Here is a 24,058-nt window from a genome sequence, read left to right as displayed (position 1 = left end):
GGCCGCTCAGAGCGTGTAGCCGAGACGATCGACCAGCGGCCGCAGCAGCGGCAGTACGGGCTCGAAGTGTTCGCGGTAGTGATGCCAGCGGTTGACGGCCCCGGGATGGATGCCCCGGGTGACCTGCGCATAGCTGGGCGTGCTGATGAAGCGCTTGTTCCGCGCATGCTCGGCAAAGCGCGTCATCGGCGTCGGATCGGCGATGTCGAGAAACGCTCCCAGGCGCGCGAGGTGACCCTCGAGGTCGCCGACGACCGATTCGTAGCGCCACTCCAGCACATGCGGCCGGAAGGCCTCCACCTGCCGGTACCAGTGCTCGAAGGCCTGCACGTAACCGCGCGCCAGGCGCTGCAGCGACGAACACAGCACCATGAATGCCGGCGAGCGGAACGGCTGCATGCTGCAACTGAGCAGCACATCGCACGGGTGGCGCAGGCACAGGATGATCCGTGCCTGCGGGAACAGCCGCATGATCATCGGCAGGCAAAGCATGTTGAGCGGATTCTTGTCGACCAGCCGGTGCCGCCCGAGGGCCGGCAGTACGCGTCCGACCATGCGGAAGTAGGCGGCGCGCAGCTGGTCGGTTTCCGTGCCGGTGAGGGTCGCCAGGTCGGCGGGGTAGCGCTGCCCGACCTGTTCCATGCGTTCGGTCAGCGCGTGGATGAAGGCACGCTCGTCCATCGACCGGAAGTCCGGATGGGCATCGAGCATCTGTTCGAGCAACGTGGTGCCCGAGCGCGGGAAGCCGACCACGAAAACCGGGCTCTGCCGGCTGTCCGGTGACGGCAGCGGCTCCCAGCGGGCAAAGGCGGCGCGGTCGACTTCGGCCATCTGCAGCGGCTGGCTGTCGGGTGCCAGCAGCTCGGGCAGCACGCCGCCTGCAATCTCCAGTTGCGCCGCGTGCGCGGCCTCAAGCGCCTGCCACGCCTCTCCATACTGCCCCTGGCGGTCGCACGCCGAAGCCAGCGCGAACGCGACGCTGGCGCGGGTCTGGTCGTCGTCGGCCAGCGCAAGCGCGCGTCGGTACAGCGCCGCCGCCTCGGCATGGGCACCGGCACGCATGGCCATCGCGGCATGCGCGCGCCATGCATCCGCGCGCGCCTGGCCGGCCTCCGGTGGCAAAGCCTCGAGCGCATCCAGCGGCAACTGCTCCCGTTCCCGCCGGGCCTGATCGAGCTGGTTGTTGCGCTCGTGCAGCAGGACCCGCTGAGCGGTGATCCGCAACCGCAGGGACTCACCCGCGGGTCCGCCGGGCAACTGCGCACGCGCAAGCGCGCGCAGCGCCGCGTCCGGGTCGCCCTGCGCCATCAGCATGGTGGACAGGACCAGGGCCTGTTCGCCCGGCTGCCCCGGCCAGTCGCCGGCGCCGGCCAGCATGGCCTCCTGGCCGGTGCTGTCGCCGCAGACGTAACAGGCGAACGCGGCCTGCAGCCGTGCCTCGATGACGTCCGGTGCCCGGTCCACCGCTTCGAGCAGGATCTCCCGCGCCACCGGCCAGCGCCGCTGCTGGATGTGGAGCAGGCCGAGGTTGTAGAGCACGTCGGCGTCGCCCGGCGCCAGCGACATCGCGGTCGACAGCGCCTGCTCGGCGGCGGCCAGGTCGCCGCTCATCCGGCAGGCCACGCCCAGGTTGTTCCAGTAGGCGGAAACATCCGGCCGTCGCTGCGCCAGTTGGCGGAACGTCCTCGCCGCCATCCCGTAGCGTGCGGTCGCCTGCTGCGCCAGGCCGAGCAGGAGCTGGATGCCTTCGTCCGCCGTGTCGCCCGCCTGGCTGGCAAGCGCGATGACGCGCTCCATGTCGCCGGCGTTGTAGGCGCCGGCCATGGCGTGGGCGAGGTCGGTGGCGGGGTCGGGCATGCGTCCTCGGTCGCGGTCGGCCGGGCCTCATTATGCAAGAGGGGCCGCGGATCGTTCCGCGGCCCCTCCGGTGGCGGTCAGCGGGATGCGCCGACCGGGAACGTCAGAACTTCACCGTCGCACGGACCCAGTAATAGCGTCCGAGTACATCGTAGGTGGCGGTGTCTACGTTGTAGTTGGAGCCGTTCTGGTAGAGCCGCGGCGGCTGCTTGTCGGTGATGTTGTCCACGCCGATGTCGAACTTGGTGTGGATCGACGGCACGTTGTAGCCCAGCTGGATCGAGTGGTAGAGCACCGAGGCGACCGGGATGTCGACGCCGGTGATGGCGTAGTCGGCATTGAGCGCGGTGAGGTGGTTGATGTAGCGGGACTGCCACTGCGCGTTCCAGTTGCCCTTGTCCCAGTTGAGCGTGACCGTGCCGCGCCAGCGCGAGATGTTGCCGAACTGGGGCGTGTAGGTGCCGGCGTAGTTGACCGACTCCGCGCCCGGCTCGCCTGGCGTCGCGTTGACGTTGTAGGACGACGTGTAGCTGGTGTTGAGGCCCGCCCGGAAGTTGCCCGGGTCCATGCCGCCGATGTCGAAGTGCGGGATCTTGTAGCGCAGCGTGTAGTCGATGCCGGAGGTGCTGAGCGTGCCCAGGTTGACCACCGGCGTGTTGATCAGGAACACCTGGCCCGGCTGGCGGGTGGTGTTGTCCTGGCGCGTGATGAACGAGCAGTACGGACTCGAGTTGTTGTTGTAGCAGATGCTGACGACGGTGTCGGCCTGGATCGCCGTCAGCGTGTCGGACAGGTAGATGTGCCAGAAGTCGAGGCTGGTCGACAGGCCCGGCGCCCAGTCCGGATCGTAGACCAGGCCGAAATCGATCGACTTGCCCTTTTCCGGCTTCAGCGTGGCACCCACCGTCGCCGCACCGGAGTAGAACGTGTTGACCTGCGCCGGGTCGTTGCCGCCCCAATTGACCGGGACGAACTGGCAGGCGGCCTGGTGCGCCGCCAGGTCCTCGGCGGTGCGGCCGACGCAGGGATCGTTCAGCACCGGCTGCACCAGCGTGCGACCGTCGTACAGCTCATTGAGGTTGGGCGCGCGGAACACCTGCGAGACCGTGCCGCGCAGCAGCAGGGTATCGGTCGGTCGCCACTCGATCGCGACCTTGCCGTTGGTGGTGGTGCCGGTGGTGCTGTAGTTGGAGCTGCGGATACCCAGGTCCAGGTACAGCGACTTGGCCCACGCCACGTCCGACACCAGCGGGATCAGCGACTCGGCGAACAGCTCCTTGACGTTGTAGCTGCCCCGCCCGGGCGAGCCGCAGGCCTCCTGCAGAATCTGGCAGGTGGTGGTCACCGGGTTGAGCACCGCGAAGTCGCTCACGGTGTAGTTCATGAACTGCTTGCGGTACAGCGCGCCGACCGACAGCTGCACCGGTCCGGCGGGCAGGTCCCACAGCTCGCCGCTGGCATCGACCTGCGCCTGCTTGGTCGACTGGGTGAAGACGTAGATCGGCGTCTTCACGCCGGAGCTCAGCACGTCGCCGGCGTTGGCCTGGTCGAAGATGTTCGCGCCGGCGTCGACCGCGGCCTGCAACGAGGGGATGTCCACTTCGTTGGTGTCGCGCTGGTCGCGTTTGGTGTGGCTGTAGTTGATCGACGCATCCCAGATCCAGCTGCTGTCCTGGCTGAACGCGCCGCGCAAGCCGGCGTTGATCTGGCCGGTGTCGGTCGTGTAGCTGTGCACGCGCGTGCCGGCGCCGGTCAGGCGGGTCTGGAAGTTGTAGCCGCTGTTCGGATCGCCGGCGATTGCCCCTTGGCTGAAGGTGATGCCGAACGGGTTGATCGGGTTGTCCGCGGAAATGATCAGGCCGTCGCCGGTACCGACCGGTGAAGGTGCGTCCTGGCCGCTGGACACGGTGTGGTTGTAGAACGCGTTGACGTATGCGCTTACGTTGTCGGTGATGTTGAAGTCCGCCAGCACGAAGCCGTTGGTGCGTTTCTGCGCGGTCTGGATGTAGTTGAGCGCGGCGTAGTTGTAGGTGTCCGAGGAGAGCCGGCAACGGTAGTCGCCCAGGCTCGAGCCGTCGCCCGAGGCGAGCGTCACCTGGGCGGTCTGCGTCTCCGGATCCACCGCGCAACCGTACTGGCCGGCGATCGCGGCGGGAACCTGGATGCGGCCGGTCGGGATCGAACTGGAACCGGCCGCAATCACCGAACCGCCCGACAGGTACAACTGCTGCCTGGAGAACTTGCGGCGGGACGCGAGCGTCTCGTCGTACTTGTTGTAGTCGATGCCCGCGGCAATGCTGTAGCGCTCGCCGGTCATGCCGCCGGTCAGGTTGAAGCCGTGGCGCTTGGCGTCGCCGTGGCTGGAGATGCCGTCGTTCAGGCTGAACTGGACGCCCTTGAAGTCCTTGCGCAGGATGAAGTTGACCACGCCGCCGATGGCATCGGAGCCGTACACCGTGGAGGCGCCCTCGGCCAGCACTTCGACCCGCTCGATCATCTCCGGCGGGATCAGGTTGATGTCCGGATTGGCCATGCGCTGGCCGTTGACCAGCACCAGCGTGCGATTGTTGCCAAGGCCGCGCAGCGAGACGCGCGAGGCGCCGTCACCGGCTTCCAGCAACGGACTGGCCACGCCGCCGCCGTTGCTGTTGTTCTGCGGGTTGGTCGCGTTGCCCGAGATGCTCGGCATCTGCTGCAGCACGTCGCCCAGCACGGGCTTGCCCGAGTTGCTGATGGTCGCGCGGTCCAGCGTGATCACCGGGCTGGCCGTCTCGGCGTCCACGCGCCGGATCAGCGAGCCGGTCACCTGGATCGACTCCAGGGTCTTGGCCTCCTTCTTGGAGGGGGGAGCCTGGTCCTGCGCCGTTTGCTCGGACGAGGCCGGATTGTCCGGTGTCGTCACCTGCGCCTGCGCCACTCCCGCCACCGAAAAAACACCTGCACTCAACGCAAGACGCACTGCCAAAGACAAGTGGTTCAAGTCGTATTTCATGTGCACTCCCCGGTGAAAGTGAATCCCTGCTTCCCCCGCTCTGGTGAGCGCGCCGAGTATGACAGCAACAACTGTTTAACAAGCAAGTGCCCCTGCCCTCAGTCATGGGTGGGGGCATTCCCGCAGGCAGGCCGCGGTCGGTCGGCTGCCATGGACAGTATTTTGGCCGTCCGGACGGCCACGCTTCGCGTCCGGATCAGGGCTCGGGCACGGACCGGTTGAAGTCGCCGATGGCCGCGACCAGGTCCGCCACCGCCATGCGCTCCACTTCGCTCAGGTCGGGATTCCAGCTGTCCGCGATCAGCACCACGCGGGTCTGCCCGCTGCGGTTCCAGGCCTCGTGTTCGAAGGTGTCGTCAAAGGTGACGCAGCGGCCTTCTTCCCACACGTGGGTTTCGCCGCCCACGCGCAACGCGCAATCCGGCGGCACGATCAGCGGCAGGTGCGTGACCAGGCGCGTGTTGGTGACGCCGCGGTGGGGGAGGATGTGCGTGCCCGGGCGCAGCACCGAGAAGAGCGTCTCCGGTGCGTGGTCGCGCACCCGCACCAGTGGCATGCCGTCCAGCACTGCGCTGGTGCGCGGGCAGCGCGCGCAGTTGGCGTCGTGGCGGGCGCCATGACGGTAGAAGAAGAACGCATCCCAGGCCGCCTCCTGCGGGCCGGTCGCATCGAGCAGTCGTGCCGCGACCGCCGCGGCCGAGGGCGCGCCCAGGAAGGGCACGAACGGGTCGTCCGCCTGCGACAGCACGGCGCGCAGTTCCCCGCGGATCGCATCGAAGGCCGCCTCCAGCCTTGCATGCTCCGGGAAGCGCTCGCGCGGGTAGTAGGTCCGGCTGGGCACGCCGGGGAAGTACAGGAACAGCGGCCGCTGCCGCGGATCGGGCAGCGGCGCGGGCTGCTCGTGCAGGTAGATGGCCAGGCACTGGTCGACCCGGGCGAGCTCCGCGCGCCCGTAGCGCTGGCGCAACGGCTCGATCACCGCGTCGAACAGCTCGCGCCGTCCCGCCGCGACGTAGTGCGTGGCGTGCTTGACCGCCTCGCGCACGCCCGGCGCGGTGGTGTCGTCGCTGAGCCAGCGACCCTGCGCCTGCGCGGCATTGATCGCGCCGAGATAGGCAGTGACGGCCTCGTGCCGGCGCCCCTGTTGCTCGTACACCACGCCCAGGCGCAGGCGCGCCACGAACATGCCCGGCGCCAGCGCCAGGCCCGCGCGCAGGCTTTCCTCGGCGCCGGCCAGGTCGCCGGCCGTGACCTGCGCCGCGCCGAGCTGGTGCAGGATCCCCGCGTCCCCCGGCTGCGCATGGTGCGCGACGCGCAGCCACTCGATCGCGCGGGCCGCATCGCCGCGCCCGAGCCGGCAGGAGGCCAGGAACTGGAGTGCCTCGACGTCGTCGGGCCGCCGTTCCAGCAGGCGCGAGAACGCCTGCTCGGCGTGCGCGATGTCACCGCGCTGCAATGCGGTCAATGCCTGCTCGCGGCAGGTCGCGACGGCGGCATCGTCCCTCGGTGCGTTCATGCACCCAGCGTAGCCGACAAACGCGGTCTCCAGCACGCCAGCGGCGGGGTACTCGGCCGCCCCGACGCAAGGCGGGCCCAGGCCCACCTCGCTGGACCGTGGGGCGGCAGCTCAGCGCGCGTAGCGCTGTTGCAGGAACGCGAACATCGCCCGCAGGCCCATCGCCTCGCCGCCGCGCGGGCGGCCGGGACGGTCGGCGTCGTTCCAGGCGTAGGTGTCCAGGTGCAGCCACGGCAGGCCGTCAGGCACGAAGCGCTCCAGGTAAAGCGCCGCGGTGATCGCGCCGGCGTGCCGCGAGGGCCCCGCGTTGGCGAAGTCCGCCACCGACGAGTCGAGCATCCTGCGGTACGGCCGCCACAGCGGCAGTCGCCACAACGGGTCGGCCACGGCGCGGCCGGCGTCAAGCAACTGCTCGGCGGCCGCATCCTGGTTGGCGAACAGCACCGGCAGGTCCGGGCCCAGCGCCACGCGGGCCGCCCCGGTCAGGGTGGCGAAGTCCAGCATCAGGTCCGGCTGCTGCTCGGCGCCATAGGCAATCGCGTCGCACAGGATCAGCCGGCCCTCGGCGTCGGTGTTGTCCACTTCCACCGTGTGGCCGGCGCGGGTAGTGATCACCTCGCCCGGACGCATCGCGTTGCCGGCGATGGCGTTCTCCACCGCCGGCACCAGCAGCGTGAGGCGCACCGGCAGCTTCGCCTGCATCACCAGCCCGGCCAGCGCGATCGCGTGCGCGGCGCCACCCATGTCCTTCTTCATGTTGCGCATGCCGTCGGACGGCTTGATGTCCAGGCCGCCGGTGTCGAAGCACACGCCCTTGCCGATCACCACCAGCTTCGGGTCCGTGGCCTTGCCCCAGCTCATCTCGACCAGCCGCGGCGCACGGTGGCTGGCGCGGCCGACCGCGTGGATGGTGGGGAAGTTGGCCTCGAGCAGGGCGTCGCCGACCCACTCGCGCAGCTTGGCCTTGTGCGTCCTGGCCAGTCGCTTCACCGCGTCGGCCAGCTGTTCCGGGCCCATGTCCTCGGTCGGCGTATTGACCAGGTCGCGCACGCATGCGGTCGCTTCGACGAGCGGCGCCAGCGCGGCCCGCTCCGCGGCCGGCACAGCCAGCGTGGCCGGCGCGCGCGTGCCCTTGCGATAGCGCTCGAAACGGTAGGCGCCCAACGCCCAGCCCAGCGCGGCCTGCGCCGTATCGGTCAGCGCGCCTTCGTCGGCCAGATGGTAGGTGCCCGCCGGCAACGCAAACGGCAACCCGGCCAGCGCGGCCAGCGGCTCGGCCGGATCGACCGCCACCAGCACGCGCGCGAGCTTGCCGCTGGCGTCCGGCAACAGGGCGAAGCGTCCGGGCTTGGGTTCGAAGCCGGTCTGCTCCAGCCAGCGTCGCTGGGTGGCGTCCAGCCGCTTGAGCGCACCCTTGTAGTGCGCACTGTCGACGGTCTCGATGGCGATGCCCTGCGCCTTGCCGGTCTTGCGTTCGGTCAGGGCGGACGGGGAGCTCTCCGGCATGGCGTTCGTGCCTCGTGTTTGCAGCGGGTCGATCATGATGCGCCGATCGACCGGCCATGCCAAACCGGCCGCATCCCTGTAGGAGCCCGCTCGCGGGCGATGCCCTTCGCCACGGATCGACAAAGGCATCGCCCGCGAGCGGGCTCCTACGCGGGCTGGCTGCGCTCCAGCCAGTCGGCCAGCGCGCCCATGTCCGGCAGGTCCAGGTCCGGCGGCGCGCCGAGCCCGTCCGGCCAGGGAAGGCGCTCACGGTTGATCCACGCGGTGCGCAGCCCGGCCTCGCGCGCGCCGCGCATGTCCAGGTCGGCGTCGTCGCCCACGTGCAGGATGTGCTCCGGCGCCACGCCCAGGCGGTCGGCCGCGACCTTGAAAATCCGCACGTCCGGCTTGCCCACGCCGGTGTCCCGCGCGCAGACCTGGCAATGGAAGTGCGCGTGGATGCCGATCCGCTCCAGGTCCGCGTTGCCGTTGGTCAGGCTCGCCACCGGCCAGCGCGCGGTGATCCGCTCCAGTGCCGGCAGCGCGTCGGTGAACAGTTCCACGCGGTTGCGCGCGGCGTAGTAGACCTCCCACAGCGCTTCGATCGGCACCTCGTCCAGTCCGCAGGCCTCGAAGGCGCGCTGCATGGTCAGGTGGCGCTGGGTGGTGAAGTCGTGCGCCAGGTCCAGCCGCTCGGCGGCGACCTGCGCGCGCAACTGGCGCATCGCCGGGATCGGCCAGCGCGTGGCGACGTCCGGATGGTGCGTACGCAGGTAGGCATCCAGTTCGCGGTCGGCGCATTCCAGGGCCGGCAGCACCGGCCACAGGGTGTCGTCCAGGTCCAGCGTCAGCGCGTGGATGCGCATGCGCGCACCCGGAATCAGCGCTCGCCCAGGCTCAGCACCTGGCCGGCCTTCAGCTCGTTGCCCTTCAGGTGGTTCCAGCTCCGCAGGTCCGCGATGTCGACCGCATGCGCGTGGGCGATCGAGGACAGCGTGTCGCCCTTGGCGACCTTGTAGGTGCGCGGCTTGGCGGCGGTGGCCTTGACCGTGACGCTGGCGGTGACCTTGGCGAACGCCGGGCCGCGCGAGGCGGCGGCGGCGATCGTGGTGGCTTCGCCGCGGACGCCCTTCAGGCTGGCTTTCTCCGCGGCCTTGGCGCGGCGATCTTCCAGCGCGCGCTTGGCCTCGGCCGTGCGCTCGGAGGTCGGCGCGATGGCGGCACGCGAGGCATAGGTGGCGCCCGGCGCGGCGACCGGCGGCGCGGCGCTCGGCGCCGACGGCTGCTGCGGCACGGCGCGTGCGCCCACCGCGGCGAGGATCTGCGCGCGGCGCGAGGCATCGGCCGCGGCCAGCGCGCTGCCGGCAGCGTAGGGCACCGCGTCGTCGCGACGCACCACCGCGGCGGCCTTGTCGCCCCTGGCGAACTCGACGAACGCCTGCGCCTCGGCGGCGTGGGGGCTGTTCGGGTTGGTCACCAGGTAGAGCGGGGAATAGAGCTTGTAGCTGCCGCTGGCGACGGTGGCCACGCTGGGCGCGGTGCCGTCGATGCGGATCATCTTGATCTTGTGGTTGTCGGCCACGCGCGAGAGCGTGGTCACGCCGATCGCCTTCGGGTCGAGCGTCACCGCCTCTTCCAGCTTGGCGGTGTTGACGTACAGGCGCGGCGCCGCCACCGGCTGGTTGCCGCGGCCGAAGAGGAGCTTGCGCAGGCTGAACTCGATGCCGTCGCCGGGGCTGGCCACCGCGTACACGTGCATCGGCGCGCTGCGGCCGCCGACCTCGGCCCAGTTGGTGATCTTGCCGTAGTAGATGTCGTGCAGCTGCTTGAGGCTGAGGTTGCTGACCGGGTTGCTCGGGTGGGTGATCATCACCAGGCCGTCCCACGCCACCGGCGTGAACACCAGCCCGGATTCCTGCGCGCTGCCGTTGCCCGGGCGCGCGCTGCCGGCGATGTCGGCGCTGCCGCTGCGCAGCGCATCCAGGCCCGAGGCGGTATTGAACGGCTGCACGTCGACCTTGCCGTGGCCGCTCCTGGTCCAGGCGGCGGCCAGGTCCTGCACCAGGCCGCGCGTGGTGGCCACGTCGCCGCGCAGGGTCAGGGAGGGGCCGGCGGCAAGGGCGACCGTGGTGAGACAGGCGCCCAGCAGGGCGGCGACGGACAGGCGAGCGACGGAGACGGGCATGACTTGGGACGACCTACGGCTTCGATGGATGGCGTGAGCGTGCCGTGAAGGCGGCATGCGCGCAGTGATGGGAGTCCGGTATTTCATCGGTCCCGTCGCCAAACATCAAGCGTGGTCACAGGTTGGCGTTAAGCAAAGGCGGAGTAGGGGCCTGACGCCCGCCACTGGCACGATCCATCGGGCGGAGCAGCGCTTTGCCCCCGCTCCCCTGCGGGGGCGGGGGCTGGGGTGAGGGGCCGGGGCTCGCGGGGAGGTTGTCGCCGGGCCGGATCAAAGAGCTCCGATGCGTATCAGCAACCTGTTGCGCAAGAGCGCCCCCTCACCCCAACCCTCTCCCCGCAGGGGACAGGGAGCAGGCGGGAGGCACACGCTATTGATTGTTTCCACCCATCAGCGCAGCAGCGCTTTGCTCCCTCTCCCCGCCGGGGAGAGGGCCGGGGTGAGGGGCCGGGGCTCGCGGGATGTTGTCGCCGGGCCGGATCAAAGAGCTCCGATGCGTATCAGCAACCTGTTACGCAAGAGCGCCCCCTCACCCCGACCTCTCCCCGCAGGGGAGAGGGAGCAGAGCGGGAGGCACGCTATTGTCTCCATCCATGAGCGCAGTAGCGCCTGCTCCTTCTCCCCGCCGAGGAGAGGGAGCCGCCGCCGCCTCAATCCATCGGCACGTAGCGCACCCCCCCGTCGCTATCCACCACCAGCACCAGCTGCCGCGGCTGCATCGCCACCAGCCCGCTCAGCTCGCGCAGGCTGGTGACGCGCCGGTTGTTCACGCCGATCACGATGTCGCCCTCGGCCAGGCCGAGACGGTCGGCGCGGCTGCCGTGCTGCACCGAGGTCACGGCCACGCCGGCGACACCCTGCCCGCGCTGGGCCATCGACAGCTCGCTCAAGCGCACACCCGCCAGGCGCCGATCGAGCGTGGCGCCGTCGACGCTGGCGAGCTTCTCCGGCGTCAGCGTCGCCTGCACCTGGCGCGGCTCGCCATTGCGCGTGATCTTCAGCGTGACCTGGCTGCCCAGCGGCAGCAGGCCCTCGGCGTTGCGCAGCTCGTCGCTGTCGTGCAGCGGCTTGCCGTCGATCGCCTGCAGCACGTCGCCCGGCGCCAGGCCCGCGTGCGAGGCGGCCGAGTCCGGCGCCACGCGCGTCACCACCACGCCCTGGCTGCTCGACAGGTTCAGCAACTTGGCGATGCGCGGGGTGATGTCCTGCGTCTGCACGCCCAGGCTGCCGCGTACCACGCGGCCGTGGGCGATCAGCTGTTTCATCACCTGCGTGGTGAGGTCGCTGGGAATGGCGAAGCCGATGCCCACGTTGCCGCCCGAAGGCGAGAGGATCATGGTGTTGATGCCCACCAGCTCGCCGTTGAGATTGACCAGCGCGCCGCCCGAATTGCCCGGGTTGATCGAGGCATCGGTCTGGATGAAGTTCTGGTAGCCCGCGCCGCCCAGCCCCGAGCGGCCCAGCGCCGAGACGATGCCCGAGGTCACCGTCTGCCCCAGCCCGAACGGATCGCCCACCGCCACCACGAAGTCGCCCACGCGCAGGCCGGAGGAATCGGCCACCGGCAGCGCCTTGAGGTTCTTGGCCGGGATCTGCACCACCGCCACGTCGGTGTCCGGGTCGGTGCCGATCAGCTTGCCCTTGAAGGTGCGCCCGTCCTGCAGCGTCACGGTGATGTCGTCGGCGCCGCCGACCACGTGGTTGTTGGTCAGCACGTAGCCCTTGGCCGCGTCCACGATCACGCCCGAGCCCAGGCTCTGTTCCACGCGCTCGCGCGGCGAGGAGGGCAGGCCGAAGAACTGGCGGAAGATCGGATCGTCGAAATACGGATCGCGCACCGCCACCCGCGTCCTGGTGGAAATGTTGACCACCGCCGGCGTCACCTTCTGAAGCATCGGCGCCAGCGAGGGCAGCGGTTGGCCGGACACGCTCGCGGGCAACGCGGCGCGACTGGCCGCGGGCCAGCCCAGCAGCAGCGCGCTGCACAAGACGATGGCGCCGAAAGGTGAAAAGTGGCGGGCGGTCATGCGGATCTCCTTGACTCCGGAAACAGGGCGAGCGTGGGACTGTAAACCGGGCGTGCGGGTTCCACGGTGACGGCGACGCGGTGTGCGGACGGCGCCAATCCGTGTCGTCCAAGGACGACTGAAATATCTGTTGACGCCTACGCGGGCCAGCGATACCGTTCATGCCCGGTCGCACCACAACATCTTGTGTGAGTCCTTCCGGCTTCCACCCAAGTGCTGTGTCGCTGCGGCAACCTCGGGGGAGGGCGCCGAAAGGCCGGGACGTCAAGGAAAAACGCACGCGCGCACCGCACACCCGGATCGTCCGGGAACCTGCGGCGTTGCGTGGCGTCGGTCAAACAAACAGATGGTCGCAAGGCCGGAGGTCAGACAATCCGATGAGCACGATGCGTGCACCACTCGCCGCCAACCGTGATGCGGCCGCCATCCCGCTGCAGCCGGCCTCCTACGACATCTGGGACAAGAAGTACCGCCTGCGCACCAAGGCGGGCGAGCCGGTGGACGGCACCATCGACGAGACCTGGCAGCGCGTCGCGCGCGCCCTGGCCGCCGTGGAGGCGACCGAGGAGCTGCGCGCGCACTGGTACGAGCGCTTCCTGTGGGCGCTGCGCCGCGGCGCGATCCCGGCCGGCCGCATCACCTCCAACGCCGGCGCCCTCGAGCACAAGCCGGCGACCAGCACGATCAACTGCACCGTCTCGGGCACCATCCGCGACTCGATGGACGACATCCTGGAGAAGGTCCACGAGGCGGGCCTGACCCTCAAGGCCGGCTGCGGCATCGGCTACGAGTTCTCCACGCTGCGCCCGCGCGGCGCGTACGTGTCCGGCGCCGGCGCCTACACCTCCGGCCCGCTGTCCTTCATGGACATCTACGACAAGATGTGTTTCACCGTCTCCAGCGCCGGCGGCCGCCGCGGCGCGCAGATGGGAACATTTGATATTTCCCATCCGGACGCCAAGGAATTCATCCGCGCCAAGCGCGAGGACGGCCGGCTGCGCCAGTTCAACCTGAGCCTGCTGATCACCGACGCCTTCATGCAGGCGGTCGAGCACGACCAGGACTGGCCGCTGGTGTTCCCGGTGCACGTCAAGGAGCAGGACGAGCTGGACCTCACCGACCCGACCAAGGTGGTCTGGCGCGAGTGGCCCACCCACGAGAACTACGTCGACCGCCCGGACGGCCTGGTCGCCTGCAAGATCTACGGCCACATCCGCGCGCGGCACCTGTGGGACATGATCATGGTCTCGACGTACGACTACGCCGAGCCCGGGTTCATCCTGATCGACAAGGTCAACGAGATGAACAACAATTGGTGGTGCGAGCACATCCGCGCCACCAACCCCTGCGGCGAGCAGCCGCTGCCGCCGTACGGCTCCTGCCTGCTCGGTTCGATCAACCTGACCACCTTCGTGCGCGACCCGTTCGGCCCGAAGGCCCGCTTCGACTGGGACGAATACCGCGAAGTGGTCAAGGTGTTCACCCGCATGCTCGACAACGTGGTGGAGATCAACGGCCTGCCGCTGGAGCAGCAGCGCAACGAGATCATGTCCAAGCGCCGCCACGGCATGGGCTTCCTGGGGCTGGGCAGCACGCTGACCATGCTCAAGATGCGCTACGGCTCGGCCGACGCGGTCGGCTTCACCGAGGACGTCTCGCGCGAGATGGCCGTGGCCGGCTGGGAAGTGGCGCTCGACCTGGCCAAGGAAAAGGGCCCGGCCCCGGTGCTGGCGAAGGACTACACCGTCACCGGCGACATGCTGCGCAAGCGCCCGGAGATGGCCAAGGACGGCTGGCAGGTCGGCGACACCATCCGCGGCAGCGTGCTGCACGCGAAGTACAGCCGCTACATGCAGCGCATCGCCAGCGTCGCCCCCAACCTGGTCGAGCAGCTCGCCGAAACCGGCGCGCGCTTCACCCACCACAGCTCGATCGCGCCCACCGGCACGATCTCGCTGTCGCTGGCCAACAACGCCAGCAACGGCATCGAGCCGAGCTTCGCGCACAGCTACTCGCGCAACGTGATCCGCGAGGGCAAGAAGTCCAAGGAAAAGGTCGAGGTGCTCAGCTACGAGCTGCTCGCCTACCGCGCCCTCATCAACGCCGAGGCCAAGGTCTCTACCGACGAGCCGGCCAACAAGCTGCCGGACTACTTCGTGGCCGCCGACGACATCAGCCCGAAGGAGCACGTGGACATCCAGGCCGCCTCGCAGAAGTGGATCGACTCGTCCATTTCCAAGACCGCCAACGTGCCCACCGACTACCCGTACGAAGACTTCAAGGACATCTACTTCTATGCCTACAAGCAGGGCCTGAAGGGATGCACCACCTTCCGCTTCAACCCCGCCGCCTTCCAGGGCGTGCTGGTGAAGGAAGCCGACCTGGAAAGCACCCTCTACCGCTTCGAATTGGAAGACGGTAGCGTTATCGAACTGAAGGGCAACGAGCAGGTGGAATACGACGGCGAAATGCACACCGCCGCCAACCTGTTCGATGCCCTGAAGGAAGGCTATTACGGCAAGTTCTAGCCAACAGCGGGTCCCACACAAAACCAGAGTCGGAGGGGAAGACCTTTATGTCCATCGATACCGAAAACCAGGCGCCGAACAGTTCCATGCCGTCCACGGGTGACGCACCGGCCGCTGCGCCGATGGGCGCGCCTGCTCCGCAGACCCCGGCGCCGGCCAGGAAGGCGGCTCCGAAGAAGGCTGCTGCAAAGAAGGCCGCCCCGAAGAAGGCTGCCGCCAAGAAGGCGGCTCCGAAGAAGGCCGCCGCCAAGAAGGCTGCGCCGAAGAAGGCTGCCGCCAAGAAGGCTGCGCCGAAGAAGGCCGCCGCCAAGAAGGCTGCGCCGAAGAAGGCCGCGGCCAAGAAGGCCGCTCCGAAGAAGGCCGCGGCCAAGAAGGCCGCTCCGAAGAAAGCTGTCGCCAAGAAGGCCGCGCCGAAGAAGGCTGCTGCCAAGAAGGGCGCTGCGAAGAAGTCCGTCGCCAAGAAGGCCCCGGCCAAGAAGGTCAGCAGCAAGAAGACGGCCATGAAGAAGGCCGCTCCCAGGAAGGCGGCAGGGAAGAAGTCCGCCAGCAAGAAGGCCGTCGCCAAGTCGACGGTCAAGCGGTCCACTGCCAGCAAGAAGGCGGCGCCGAAGAAGGCTGCCCGCCGCAAGTAAGCCGTACCGTCTCCGGTCCGGGTTCGCCCGGACCGGAGTCTTCCGCAACACCGGAACGCCGCGCGCACCGCCCTCCCGCCAGGGACCGCGAACCGGAAGCCGGCACCGCCGCCATCGCGCACAAGCGGAAATCCATTTGCCCGCCAGGCCTTCCAGGCCGCCCCAGATGGATTCCCCCTTCTGCGAGCCCCAAGAGCCTCGCCCAACCACCGGCCGTCGCCCGTCGACGCCCCGCCAGACAAGAGAACCGAACCCATGACGATCAAGATCGAAAAGAAGATCAAGGGCTACCAGGTCGTCAAGCCCGAAGACAAGGCCGCCCCGGCCGCCGCCCCGGCCGAGAAGACGGCTGCCGAGCCGCGCCAGGCCGAAATCATCCAGATGCACGAGAGCGTCGAGCGCCCCGAGGCGCTGGTCGGCTCCACCTTCAAGATCAAGTCGCCGCTGTTCGAGCACGCGCTGTACGTCACCATCAACGACATCGTGCTCAACCAGGGCACGCCGCACGAACAGCGCCGCCCCTTCGAGATCTTCATCAACTCGAAGAACATGGACCACTTCCAGTGGATCGTCGCGCTCACCCGCATTCTCTCCGCCGTGTTCCGCAAGGGCGGGGATGTGACGTTCATCGTGGAGGAGCTCAAGGCCGTATTCGACCCGCGCGGTGGGTACTTCAAGGCCGGTGGCGTCTACATGCCGAGCATCGTGGCCGAGATCGGGGCGGTGATCGAGCAGCATATGAAGAACATCGGGCTGATCCATGATCCGGAGATGGATGAGGCGCAGAAGAAGCTGGTGGCCGAGAAGCGGGCGGCGTATGAGGCGGCTGCGGCGGGGAAGAAGGCGGCTGAGGTGGCGGCGTCCAGCAGCGAGAGCAATGCCAGCGGGTTTCCGCCGGGGGCGACCTTGTGTGCGAAGTGCAATACGCAGGCGCTGGTGCTGATGGATGGGTGCCAGACTTGTTTGAATTGTGGGTATTCGAAGTGCGGGTAGTTCGGGGCTGACGGGCACCAATACTTTATGAGCAGCCAAAGGGGGCTGGCATGCCATCAAAAAACGTTTTAGATGAAGCCGAGCAATCTCTGTCGAGAATGCAGGCGTTCGACCCAAAGTCCCTGGATCGCGCTGCCGACCTAGGGCGTCAAATGAACTTTGACGCAGCCGTAGCGCCGGCAGAAAGAGTGGTAGGGCTCTATAAGAGGATACCGGTTTCCATATTGCCGGACCTTATTGACTCACAGCTTCAGGTTATCAAAAGCCAGGCCGATTCAGGCTATAATTTATTCAAGCAAATGCTCGATTTTTCAAACGAGCAAAACAATGCTGCCGGTGTGCGATCGTCCTTATTAGAGCAGGCTAACAAGGCCTATGATTTAGCATTTGCTTCTCTCTGGCAATTTGTTGCCTTTGCGGTAGCTAGCGCCACCGATACATCTGTTATCGAAGCCCGCGCGCGAGCCACCCTTCAAAATGTAGAAGACAGAGCAAGCGAGCTTACTTCTTCTTTGGAAGAGAGGAACAAGGCCGCGCAACAAATTCTAGATCATATTCAGAAAGTCGCCGCAGAACAGGGGGTATCGCAACAGGCCCTCTTCTTCAAAACGCGCGCAGATGAGCATGAGGCTGAGGCGAACAACTGGGCTAAGGCTACGGGCGCGCTGGCCGCTGTGATTGCTGCGTTCGCAATTTTCTCTGCCGTTGCTTTCAAAATCGACTGGCTACGACCTCAGAATGCCTTGGATGCTGCAGAGCTGCTCACAGGCAAAGTGCTGTTGTTCCTGACGCTCGGTACGCTACTAGCGCTCTGTGCCAAGAATTTCCTGGCGCATAAGCACAACTCTATTCTAAATAGACACCGGCAAACAGCGCTGCAAACTTATCGCGTGCTAGTCGATTCCGCTTCGTCGGCCGGCTCCCAGGATATTGTTCTCGCGCAGGCTGCGGCTTGCATTTTCGGTTCTCAAGACACAGGTTTTTCAAAGGAAGGAGGCGACTCTTCTCCTGGAAGCCGGTCCGTACTTGAGCTGCTAACCAAGTCAGCCGTCAGCGGCGCGGCTAAATAACGACCATGAGCGTAGCGTTCTCGCAAGATCGCTACTTGGGTTGGGATGCTGACAATGCTCAAGGATTGGTTGCCATTTTTGACCGCTGCCTTCATGGCCGTCTATACGGCTGGGATCGGCCTGACGCTGCAATAAAGGGGACGTGGCTAATTAATTGGCGTTGGTCGCCGGAATTAATTTGCCACGTCCCCTTTTGTTGTTTGAACGGAAACGGGTCATCGACGATATATTCATTGGTGATCTTGTGAAACAAGGGTGATGGCAAAAGCCTCCCATTATATTTAACTACGAGGTCGGCGTCTGCGGAGCGAAGCAACTAGTACCCTGCGCCCAAGGGTTGGTTGCGGACATAGCGAGCCAATCCGACCTTATCATTCGCATTCTCGAGAACGCGGCCAAGCATTAATAGGGCTAGGCCTTTTTTGTGGTGTGGTGGTGTCGTTTTTGATGCCGCTTCAATATAAGGCGGGGGGGGATTATGAAAAAGCTCATAGCGCTGCTGGCGATCCTTGTGGTCGCCGGTCTCTTGATATTTGTCGTCAACTATGCGTCTGTTGGCTCAAAACTGGCCACTGTCATTCACGACGACCCGCGCAACAGCGGCGTCGACGTCAATGCGCACTTCGATTACTACCTAAACCCGCGCGTTCTCGTTCTCGATATGAGGAGTATTGGGCCGAACAACAGCATGGCTGATGTGTTTCGCGTCATGATTCAACTGTCCCACAGTTTGCAATCGAAGCAGTTCCGGATGGTGAAGTTCGAGTGGCATGGCGACGAGCGGTACGAACTGAATTGGTCCGACTTTCTGGAGTTGGGCACCGCCCTGGACGGGCAGAACCCGATGTATATCATGCGGACCTTCCCGGCAAAGCTGATGCTTCCCGATGGCACCCATGCATTCGGAACCTGGACAGGCGGTTTGCTTGGCGTCCTCGGCCATCAGATGGACGACTTCAACAAGTTCCACCACGGTTGGTACTTGGACAGCATGATGTCCGCGAATAAAGGGGACGCGGCTAATTAAATGCGGGCCTCAGTCGGGGGCAATGGCCAGGTCGGGCTCGCCCACCGCGAGCTAACCCGGTGGACGGAGCAACGTAGGCGCCAGAGCGTAATCACTCTTGCTTCAGATTGCGAATGAATCTTCTCTAGGGGGCGTTTCAATGAAGGGAATTTTTTTGCTGGCCGTATTCGTTCCGCTTCTTGCTGGCTGCGGACCCTCGCAAGAGGACTATGACAGGGCGAACAAGCGCACAGCAGAACTCGAAGCAAAAGTTTCGGCCCTTCAAGCAGAGCTGCAGGAGGTCAAGTTCGGCGCTAGCCGGCTGCTCGCGCAAGCCAAGTCCGCATACCAGGTGGAAAACGACGGCGAAGCGAAGAAGCTTCTTGTCGATCTGTTGAAGCGGCACCCAGCCTCGCCCGAGAGCACCGAGGCGACTGCGTTGCTTGCACTGGTTGACTCACGCATCGCTGCTAAAGAATTAGAGCGCAAGCGAAAAGAAGAGCAAAAGGCGAAGGAAGAGCGGCTCCTCGTTGAGCGGGCGGCCAAAAATATGAAGAAGAATTTCGATGAGATTAAAGGTGTCACTTGGGTAAGTCATCGCAATGCGCCAATTCTTGGGAAGTATGTTTCTCTCTATTTTGGAACGGATGGGAACGGCGCCGCGAACTACCCGCTCAGGCTCAAGCTCCAGTACTACGGTGATGATTGGCTATTCGTCCGATCAGTCATTGTGAAAGCTGACGACAAAGTATACGAACTCGGTCGTATGGATTTCGAGCGCGATAACTCGTCCGGTTACGTCTGGGAGTGGATCGATATGCCGGTCAAAAACTATGAAATGCTCAATCAATGGATGAGCGCCAAGCGTGTGGTAGTTCGATTCAATGGCGACCAGTACTACGACGACTTCACACTACCCCGAGAGCAGCAGACCCAGCTGCGTGAGGTATATCAGGCATGGCAGGCGATGGGTGGAAGCCAATAAAAGGGGCGGCGTGAACTCAAGGGTTCACCATTCCGCCGCCAAGTCAACAGGCGCGCAGCTCTCTGTCTCGCGTTGTAGTGGTGAGGGATCGCAGCTAGAGCTAACCGGAAATTAAAGGGGACGGGAAACTAAAGGGGACGTGGCTAATCAAAAACAGGGGTCACCATGAGCCACCCCCGCTTTCTCGGACGGTCTAATTAAGCACCTTTAGCCAGTCTCTCGAAGGCCTCGGGTGAGCGATAGCCAAGGCTGCTGTGCAGCCTTTGGCGGTTATAGAAGCCCTCGATGTAGCGGAAGATCTCGGTGCGCGCCTCCTCGCGCGTGGCAAAGGGCTGGTGGTGGGTGAGCTCCTGCTTCAAGGAGCTGAAGAAGCTTTCCATGGCCGCGTTGTCATAGGGCATGCCTTTGCGGCTCATGCTCGCGGTGAGTCCCGCTTGCTGCAGTTGTTGCTGGTAGGCCCTGCTGGTGTATTGCGAGCCTTGGTCGCTGTGGTGGATGGCGCCCTTGGCCGGCTTGCAAAAACAGGGGTCAGAGTGCACTTTTAAAGTCGATTCTGATCCCCGAAAAACAGGGGTCAGAGTGTGCTTTTAAAGTCGACTCTGACTCCTGTTTTGATTTTTCATCTCCGATCAGGACGTTAATCATGAGATGGATCCTCGCCGCAGGACTGTTTTCTAGCCTCGCACAATGCGCATCTTCCGGCTCGTCTGGTCGGATCGTTGGTGATCGTCCGTCGGTGAGTTCGCTAAGCGTATCTGCCGATGGCGAGGACTATTCGTTCTTGGTCACAAGGGACGAACAATCAATCGTTGGCGGCTCCATCAGAAGAGCTAACGGGGTCGGGAAAACTGAAGAAACACGGGTCTGAAGAAACACGGGTCACCATTTCGCCGCCGGGGTCAATAGGCACAAGGCTCCTCCCCCCCGCTAGCGCAGGGTGAGGTTATTCCACGTTGCCTGAGAGCCGCTGTCCGCTGCGTTCGACTCGGCGCCAGGAGCGCGCCAGTCACCGTTCTGGTTAGGGCCGCGGAAGCGGCCCTGCTGTTGCCCAAACACTCGTCGGTTTCCGCGGTTTGCCGTCCAGGTGCGCGCATGCGCGGCACAGAATCGCGGGCTCGAAGGCCCACCCGTTGATGGCTCGGTCCGCGTGCGGTCCTGCTTGCAACGCAGGCGTCGGCGGGACGCGGCCTTTCAGAGTACTGGTTCGAAGCCATCCCGTGGTTTCGGCCTGCGCCCGCCGACATAGGTCAACCAAAGGCCCGCCTCACGTCGAAGGCAGTGCCCTCGTGAAGCATGTGGAAGCACGCCCGAGCGAGCTTGTGTGCCACGGCCTTGAGGGCGACGACGCGATGTTTTTTGGCGCGCTTGCGCTCATACCACCGATGAATCGCGGCGTGGTGACGGATCGCGAAGTTGGCCGCTTCCATGTACGCCCAGCACAGGTAGCGGTTGCCACACTTGCGATTGCCATGGCCTTTGACCTTGCCGTTGGACAGCCGCACGCTTTCGACCATGCGGCAGTAGGACGCGTAGTCGCCGACCGAGGCGAAGCGCTCGACGTCACCGGTCTCCAACAGAATCGTTGTGCCCAGGATCGGGCCGATACCTGGCACGCTCTGTAGGTGCGCAAGCAAGTCCGGTCGCGCCAAGTCGTGCTGTATCCAGTGCTCCAATGCGGCAATCTGTTCCTGCAGCGCGAGCCACAGCTTGAACTGCACGAGCACGCCGTAGCGGGTGGTGGCGTCGGGGAGGAGCGCCTCCAGTTGCGGGCCAGTGATCTGCTTGAGGCCGTTGCCCGAAAGCACGCGGCCGGTGGCGCGACTGACGCTGGATTGGATCGAGAGCATCAGTCGCACCGCCTGCCGAACCAGCGCAAAGCGCCGGCGCCACAGGTCGCGTGTGGCGCGTTGCTCGCGCGGGTAGATGTAGCCCTCTGGCAACAGGCCAAGACGCATTAACTGCGCCAGATGCAGAGCGTCGGTGTGGTCGTTGCCGTGCTTGAGCCCGGCGTACTGCGGAATGGCTGCGGTGTTGACCAGCCGCACGTCGTAGCCCCTGTCCATCAGGCCATCAACTAGCCAATACCAGTTGTAGGTCGACTCGACGGCGATGCCCGCCAGCTCGTCATGGAAGGGCGCCAGATCGCTCAGCAGCACGCTGAGTTCATTGGGCCGCCGGCACTGCAGCAGGGGCTTGCCTGCCTGGTCCATCACCGCCAGCACGCTGTTGGTGGAATGCAGATCGATAGCTGCGTAGAGTGACATCTCGCTGCCTCCTCTCGTTTGGCGACGCTCGTTTCTGTGGAGATCCGAACGTACCGCCAGACGACGGAGGCGGCGACATGAGTTTTCAGAGTGCACTTTTCTTCAAGGTCGACTCTGATCCGCGTTCGACCCGCGTTTTTCGGTTGGCCATCTGTTCGCGCGGGAGGGCCAGTAGTCGCATCGGGTCAGGTCCGAATGGATACCGATGGCCTCGATCAGCTCCAGCCCGGCATAGGCGCCGGAGCCGGTCTTCCCGACCCTGAGCAGCGCGTAGCCCGCGTCGGCGAATATGGTCTCCAGCTCGTCCTGTCGCTCCCTTCGGAAGGTGTTGTCGTGCGAATAGACCGGCAGCACCTCGATCAGGATGGCCGGGCGGTCGCGCCTGATCAGTTGAAGCAGGCTCTTGATCACTTCGAGCTCGGCCCCCTCCACATCAATCTTCACGACCCCCACCACCGTGTCGCCCAGGATCTTCGCCAAGCTATCGAAGTGGAACACAGGGACGAAGACGCTCGATTGCACGGGCGAATCCTTCCGGAAGTGGCTGATCACCGAGGCGGAGGAGTCGGTCGCGTCCTCCGAAAAAAGGTCCAGCGCCAGCACGCTGTCATGCGTGAACAGCCCGACCGGGAGCAGGGTGCACCGCTCGAATGCATTCCGCTTGATGAGGTTCTGCGTGTAGAAGACGCATACCGGGTTCGGCTCCAGGCCGATGTATTCTCTGCCGGGGTCGATGGCCTTCACCTTGACCAGGGTCTGCCCGACATTGACGCCCACGTCGAGGAATGCGCCTGACCGCTGGTCGAGCAGGGTTGCGAGCAGATCGACCATCCACGACTCCGATTCCCTGCAGGCGATCCCGTAGATGGACGGAGCCTTGATGCGGACGCCGTGTATGCGCAGCGTACGGGTGTAATTGATCCGTCGCAGGTACCAGTTGATCTTTCTGCGAAAGCCCAAGCTCCGGGCCAGATTTCCAAGAAGCCTGTTGGACATGGGAAATCTCCTTGTTCCGCCAACACCCTGGATGCAGCCGAGTCGCCGGCGTCATGGAATGTGCATTACGAAACCTCGGATCACTGCCGCTCTGTGAAGCCATGGCGATGGAACGCCTTGACGCCTTGCATTGTTCATCGATGAGGCGGCACGGCCGCGGTCGTCAATGGACCGCCCTGCGTGCCTCGGGCGTGCTGCTACACACAAGATGGGTCGGAGGGACATTCGACCCGGAACAACAGGCTTTCGCCGTCAGCTCAGGCGTTCGGGTGGGATCGCGCTGAGGAAAGGCTTTCTGCAAAGGCGTTGGTTGAGGGCTCGGACGCACCGGGCCAGTCAACAGCAGACACGCTAGGTTTGGATTCGTCGAAAAGGCGTGAAGGCAAAAGGGTGGCGGATTCGCCTTTCGGGAATCACGGACCAGAGTGCACTTTTCTCTCAAGTCGGCCCTGACCCGCGTTTTGGGGCTGCGCGAGAGGGAATCATCTTTCTCCCGACGCATCGCCCTCAGGCCAATGCACCTCCGGCAGGCACTCGAAGCCGGGGCGCGCGAAGAGGTAGCCCTGGAACAGGGTTACACCCAGGGCCTCCAATGCCCGCCATTCGCCTGCCGTCTCGATCCCTTCGGCGATGACTGCGACGCCCAGTTCCTCGCACATGGCCAGGGTGTGGCGCACGATGCTCTGGCGCACCGGATCCCGGTCGATCCCACGCACCAGGGCCATGTCGAGCTTGATCCGGTCTGGCTGGATGTCCGCCAGCAGGGCCAGTCCGGAGTAGCCCGCGCCGAAGTCGTCCAGCGCCGTAAGAAAGCCGTGCCGGCGATATTCGGCAACGATGCTGGCCAGGTGCGCGCGGTCGTGCGCCTGCTCGTGCTCGACAAACTCGAACATCAACAGCTCGGTGGGGAAGCCCACGCGCCGGGCGGTGGCGAGCGTGGCGCGCAGGCAGGTGGTCGCCTGGTAGACCGCATTGGGCATGAAGTTGATGCTCAGCCGGCAATCCATGCCCAGCCGGGCGGCCAGCGTCACTGCCTTGAGGCGGCAGGCCTGGTCAAAGCGGTAGAGGTTGGTCGCATCGAGCTTGCCCAACACGCCCGCCGCCCCGCTGCCGTCGAGGCCGCGGACGAGTGCTTCATAGGCGAACACCCGGCGCCGGCGGGGCTCGACGATGGGCTGGAACGCCATGCTGAAGTCGAAGCCCAACGCCTCGCCGTCGCGGCATGCTTGGCAGCCTGTTGCTGGTTCCATGGAACTGTCTTCTCCGCAGGCGCATCGGGACGACTGCGTCCGAAGGCATGCTCTGAAACCCTGTAGGAGGGCACTGTCCTGTGCGCTGACGCGGAGGGCGCGCGCTTGACCGTATAGGTCGACACCGACCCGCGTTTCTTTAAGCCGGGAGCTTCCTGTCGGGCAGGGGAAGCGGGTAAGCGTGCACCGTCCCTCGTGCGTGGACGCTGCCCCCGTGTGGATGTGAACGTCCCGGTCGCAGGCCATGCCGGGAAATTCGCGGCCCGCTCACT

At 65.6% G+C, this 24,058-nt stretch carries 16 protein-coding genes and 1 pseudogene; 6 read left to right on the top strand and 11 right to left on the bottom strand.

Features of this window, described 5'->3' with window-relative positions; all coding sequences use genetic code 11:
* Positions 1 to 6: 6 nt before the first annotated feature.
* The 7 genes from LQ771_RS12855 to LQ771_RS12825 all read right to left on the bottom strand — a co-directional run bounded on the left by LQ771_RS12855 (position 7) and on the right by LQ771_RS12825 (position 12,062).
* Positions 7 to 1,857 (bottom strand): tetratricopeptide repeat-containing sulfotransferase family protein, encoded by a 1,851-nt coding sequence (locus tag LQ771_RS12855; RefSeq protein ID WP_231349805.1) that lies wholly within the window; start codon positions 1,855 to 1,857, stop codon positions 7 to 9.
* Positions 1,858 to 1,960: 103 nt separating this feature from the next.
* Positions 1,961 to 4,849, bottom strand: a complete 2,889-nt coding sequence (locus LQ771_RS12850) for a TonB-dependent receptor domain-containing protein (RefSeq protein WP_231349804.1) — start codon at positions 4,847 to 4,849, stop codon at positions 1,961 to 1,963.
* Positions 4,850 to 5,045: 196 nt separating this feature from the next.
* Positions 5,046 to 6,365 (bottom strand): aspartyl/asparaginyl beta-hydroxylase domain-containing protein, encoded by a 1,320-nt coding sequence (locus tag LQ771_RS12845; protein WP_231349803.1) that lies wholly within the window; start codon positions 6,363 to 6,365, stop codon positions 5,046 to 5,048.
* 111 nt (positions 6,366 to 6,476) lie between these two features.
* Positions 6,477 to 7,871, bottom strand: a complete 1,395-nt coding sequence (locus LQ771_RS12840; RefSeq protein WP_231349802.1) for a leucyl aminopeptidase family protein — start codon at positions 7,869 to 7,871, stop codon at positions 6,477 to 6,479.
* A gap of 146 nt (positions 7,872 to 8,017) precedes the next feature.
* A complete protein-coding gene (locus tag LQ771_RS12835) occupies positions 8,018 to 8,716 on the bottom strand; it encodes an HAD family hydrolase (RefSeq protein WP_231349801.1) in 699 nt (232 codons plus the stop codon).
* Between the two features lie 14 nt (positions 8,717 to 8,730).
* Positions 8,731 to 10,035: a LysM peptidoglycan-binding domain-containing protein gene (locus LQ771_RS12830; protein ID WP_231349800.1), complete on the bottom strand. Its 1,305-nt coding sequence runs from the start codon at positions 10,033 to 10,035 to the stop codon at positions 8,731 to 8,733.
* A 650-nt stretch (positions 10,036 to 10,685) separates the two neighbouring features.
* Positions 10,686 to 12,062: a DegQ family serine endoprotease gene (locus LQ771_RS12825; RefSeq protein ID WP_231349799.1), complete on the bottom strand. Its 1,377-nt coding sequence runs from the start codon at positions 12,060 to 12,062 to the stop codon at positions 10,686 to 10,688.
* 377 nt (positions 12,063 to 12,439) lie between these two features.
* Between LQ771_RS12825 and LQ771_RS12820 the strand changes: the two genes are divergently transcribed.
* The 6 genes from LQ771_RS12820 (at position 12,440) to LQ771_RS12795 (ending at position 19,276) form a co-directional block, all read left to right on the top strand.
* Positions 12,440 to 14,590, top strand: a complete 2,151-nt coding sequence (locus tag LQ771_RS12820; RefSeq protein WP_231349798.1) for an adenosylcobalamin-dependent ribonucleoside-diphosphate reductase — start codon at positions 12,440 to 12,442, stop codon at positions 14,588 to 14,590.
* Between the two features lie 47 nt (positions 14,591 to 14,637).
* On the top strand, positions 14,638 to 15,222 hold the full coding sequence (locus LQ771_RS12815) for a histone H1-like repetitive region-containing protein (protein WP_231349797.1): 585 nt from the start codon (positions 14,638 to 14,640) through the stop codon (positions 15,220 to 15,222).
* 255 nt (positions 15,223 to 15,477) lie between these two features.
* On the top strand, positions 15,478 to 16,215 hold the full coding sequence (locus tag LQ771_RS12810; protein WP_231349796.1) for a TSCPD domain-containing protein: 738 nt from the start codon (positions 15,478 to 15,480) through the stop codon (positions 16,213 to 16,215).
* 50 nt (positions 16,216 to 16,265) lie between these two features.
* Positions 16,266 to 17,285 carry a hypothetical protein gene (locus LQ771_RS12805; RefSeq protein ID WP_231349795.1) on the top strand — a complete coding sequence of 340 codons (1,020 nt, stop codon included), beginning with the start codon at positions 16,266 to 16,268 and terminating at the stop codon, positions 17,283 to 17,285.
* 478 nt (positions 17,286 to 17,763) lie between these two features.
* A complete protein-coding gene (locus LQ771_RS12800) occupies positions 17,764 to 18,312 on the top strand; it encodes a hypothetical protein (RefSeq protein ID WP_231349794.1) in 549 nt (182 codons plus the stop codon).
* Positions 18,313 to 18,451: 139 nt separating this feature from the next.
* Positions 18,452 to 19,276: a hypothetical protein gene (locus LQ771_RS12795; RefSeq protein ID WP_231349793.1), complete on the top strand. Its 825-nt coding sequence runs from the start codon at positions 18,452 to 18,454 to the stop codon at positions 19,274 to 19,276.
* Between the two features lie 197 nt (positions 19,277 to 19,473).
* On the opposite strand, the pseudogene LQ771_RS12790 reads toward LQ771_RS12795, so the two are convergent.
* From LQ771_RS12790 to LQ771_RS12775, 4 genes and pseudogenes are all read right to left on the bottom strand, one after another.
* Positions 19,474 to 19,791 (bottom strand): annotated as a pseudogene (locus LQ771_RS12790) (integrase core domain-containing protein); the annotation flags it as partial.
* Positions 19,792 to 20,523: 732 nt separating this feature from the next.
* Complete coding sequence (locus tag LQ771_RS12785; RefSeq protein WP_231349792.1) at positions 20,524 to 21,540, bottom strand: IS110 family RNA-guided transposase; 1,017 nt, start codon at positions 21,538 to 21,540, stop codon at positions 20,524 to 20,526.
* A 102-nt stretch (positions 21,541 to 21,642) separates the two neighbouring features.
* Positions 21,643 to 22,536: an FkbM family methyltransferase gene (locus LQ771_RS12780; protein WP_231349791.1), complete on the bottom strand. Its 894-nt coding sequence runs from the start codon at positions 22,534 to 22,536 to the stop codon at positions 21,643 to 21,645.
* 482 nt (positions 22,537 to 23,018) lie between these two features.
* On the bottom strand, positions 23,019 to 23,786 hold the full coding sequence (locus LQ771_RS12775; protein ID WP_231349790.1) for an EAL domain-containing protein: 768 nt from the start codon (positions 23,784 to 23,786) through the stop codon (positions 23,019 to 23,021).
* Positions 23,787 to 24,058: the final 272 nt, after the last annotated feature.

The sequence above is a fragment of the Frateuria soli genome, from assembly GCF_021117385.1.
GTDB classification, from domain to species: Bacteria; Pseudomonadota; Gammaproteobacteria; order Xanthomonadales; family Rhodanobacteraceae; genus Frateuria_A; species Frateuria_A soli.
The sequence above is the reverse complement of the archived record's forward strand: the minus strand, read 5'-3'. Positions and strand labels throughout refer to the sequence as shown.

Bases quoted from the DNA above. Each gene is read 5' to 3' on its own strand.
- LQ771_RS12855 (WP_231349805.1), bottom strand. From the start codon at position 1,857: ATGCCCGACCCCGCCACCGACCTCGCCCACGCCATGGCCGGCGCCTAC.
- LQ771_RS12850 (WP_231349804.1), bottom strand. From the start codon at position 4,849: ATGAAATACGACTTGAACCACTTGTCTTTGGCAGTGCGTCTTGCGTTG.
- LQ771_RS12845 (WP_231349803.1), bottom strand. From the start codon at position 6,365: ATGAACGCACCGAGGGACGATGCCGCCGTCGCGACCTGCCGCGAGCAG.
- LQ771_RS12840 (WP_231349802.1), bottom strand. From the start codon at position 7,871: ATGCCGGAGAGCTCCCCGTCCGCCCTGACCGAACGCAAGACCGGCAAG.
- LQ771_RS12835 (WP_231349801.1), bottom strand. From the start codon at position 8,716: ATGCGCATCCACGCGCTGACGCTGGACCTGGACGACACCCTGTGGCCG.
- LQ771_RS12830 (WP_231349800.1), bottom strand. From the start codon at position 10,035: ATGCCCGTCTCCGTCGCTCGCCTGTCCGTCGCCGCCCTGCTGGGCGCC.
- LQ771_RS12825 (WP_231349799.1), bottom strand. From the start codon at position 12,062: ATGACCGCCCGCCACTTTTCACCTTTCGGCGCCATCGTCTTGTGCAGC.
- LQ771_RS12820 (WP_231349798.1), top strand. From the start codon at position 12,440: ATGAGCACGATGCGTGCACCACTCGCCGCCAACCGTGATGCGGCCGCC.
- LQ771_RS12815 (WP_231349797.1), top strand. From the start codon at position 14,638: ATGTCCATCGATACCGAAAACCAGGCGCCGAACAGTTCCATGCCGTCC.
- LQ771_RS12810 (WP_231349796.1), top strand. From the start codon at position 15,478: ATGACGATCAAGATCGAAAAGAAGATCAAGGGCTACCAGGTCGTCAAG.
- LQ771_RS12805 (WP_231349795.1), top strand. From the start codon at position 16,266: ATGCCATCAAAAAACGTTTTAGATGAAGCCGAGCAATCTCTGTCGAGA.
- LQ771_RS12800 (WP_231349794.1), top strand. From the start codon at position 17,764: ATGAAAAAGCTCATAGCGCTGCTGGCGATCCTTGTGGTCGCCGGTCTC.
- LQ771_RS12795 (WP_231349793.1), top strand. From the start codon at position 18,452: ATGAAGGGAATTTTTTTGCTGGCCGTATTCGTTCCGCTTCTTGCTGGC.
- LQ771_RS12785 (WP_231349792.1), bottom strand. From the start codon at position 21,540: ATGTCACTCTACGCAGCTATCGATCTGCATTCCACCAACAGCGTGCTG.
- LQ771_RS12780 (WP_231349791.1), bottom strand. From the start codon at position 22,536: ATGTCCAACAGGCTTCTTGGAAATCTGGCCCGGAGCTTGGGCTTTCGC.
- LQ771_RS12775 (WP_231349790.1), bottom strand. From the start codon at position 23,786: ATGGAACCAGCAACAGGCTGCCAAGCATGCCGCGACGGCGAGGCGTTG.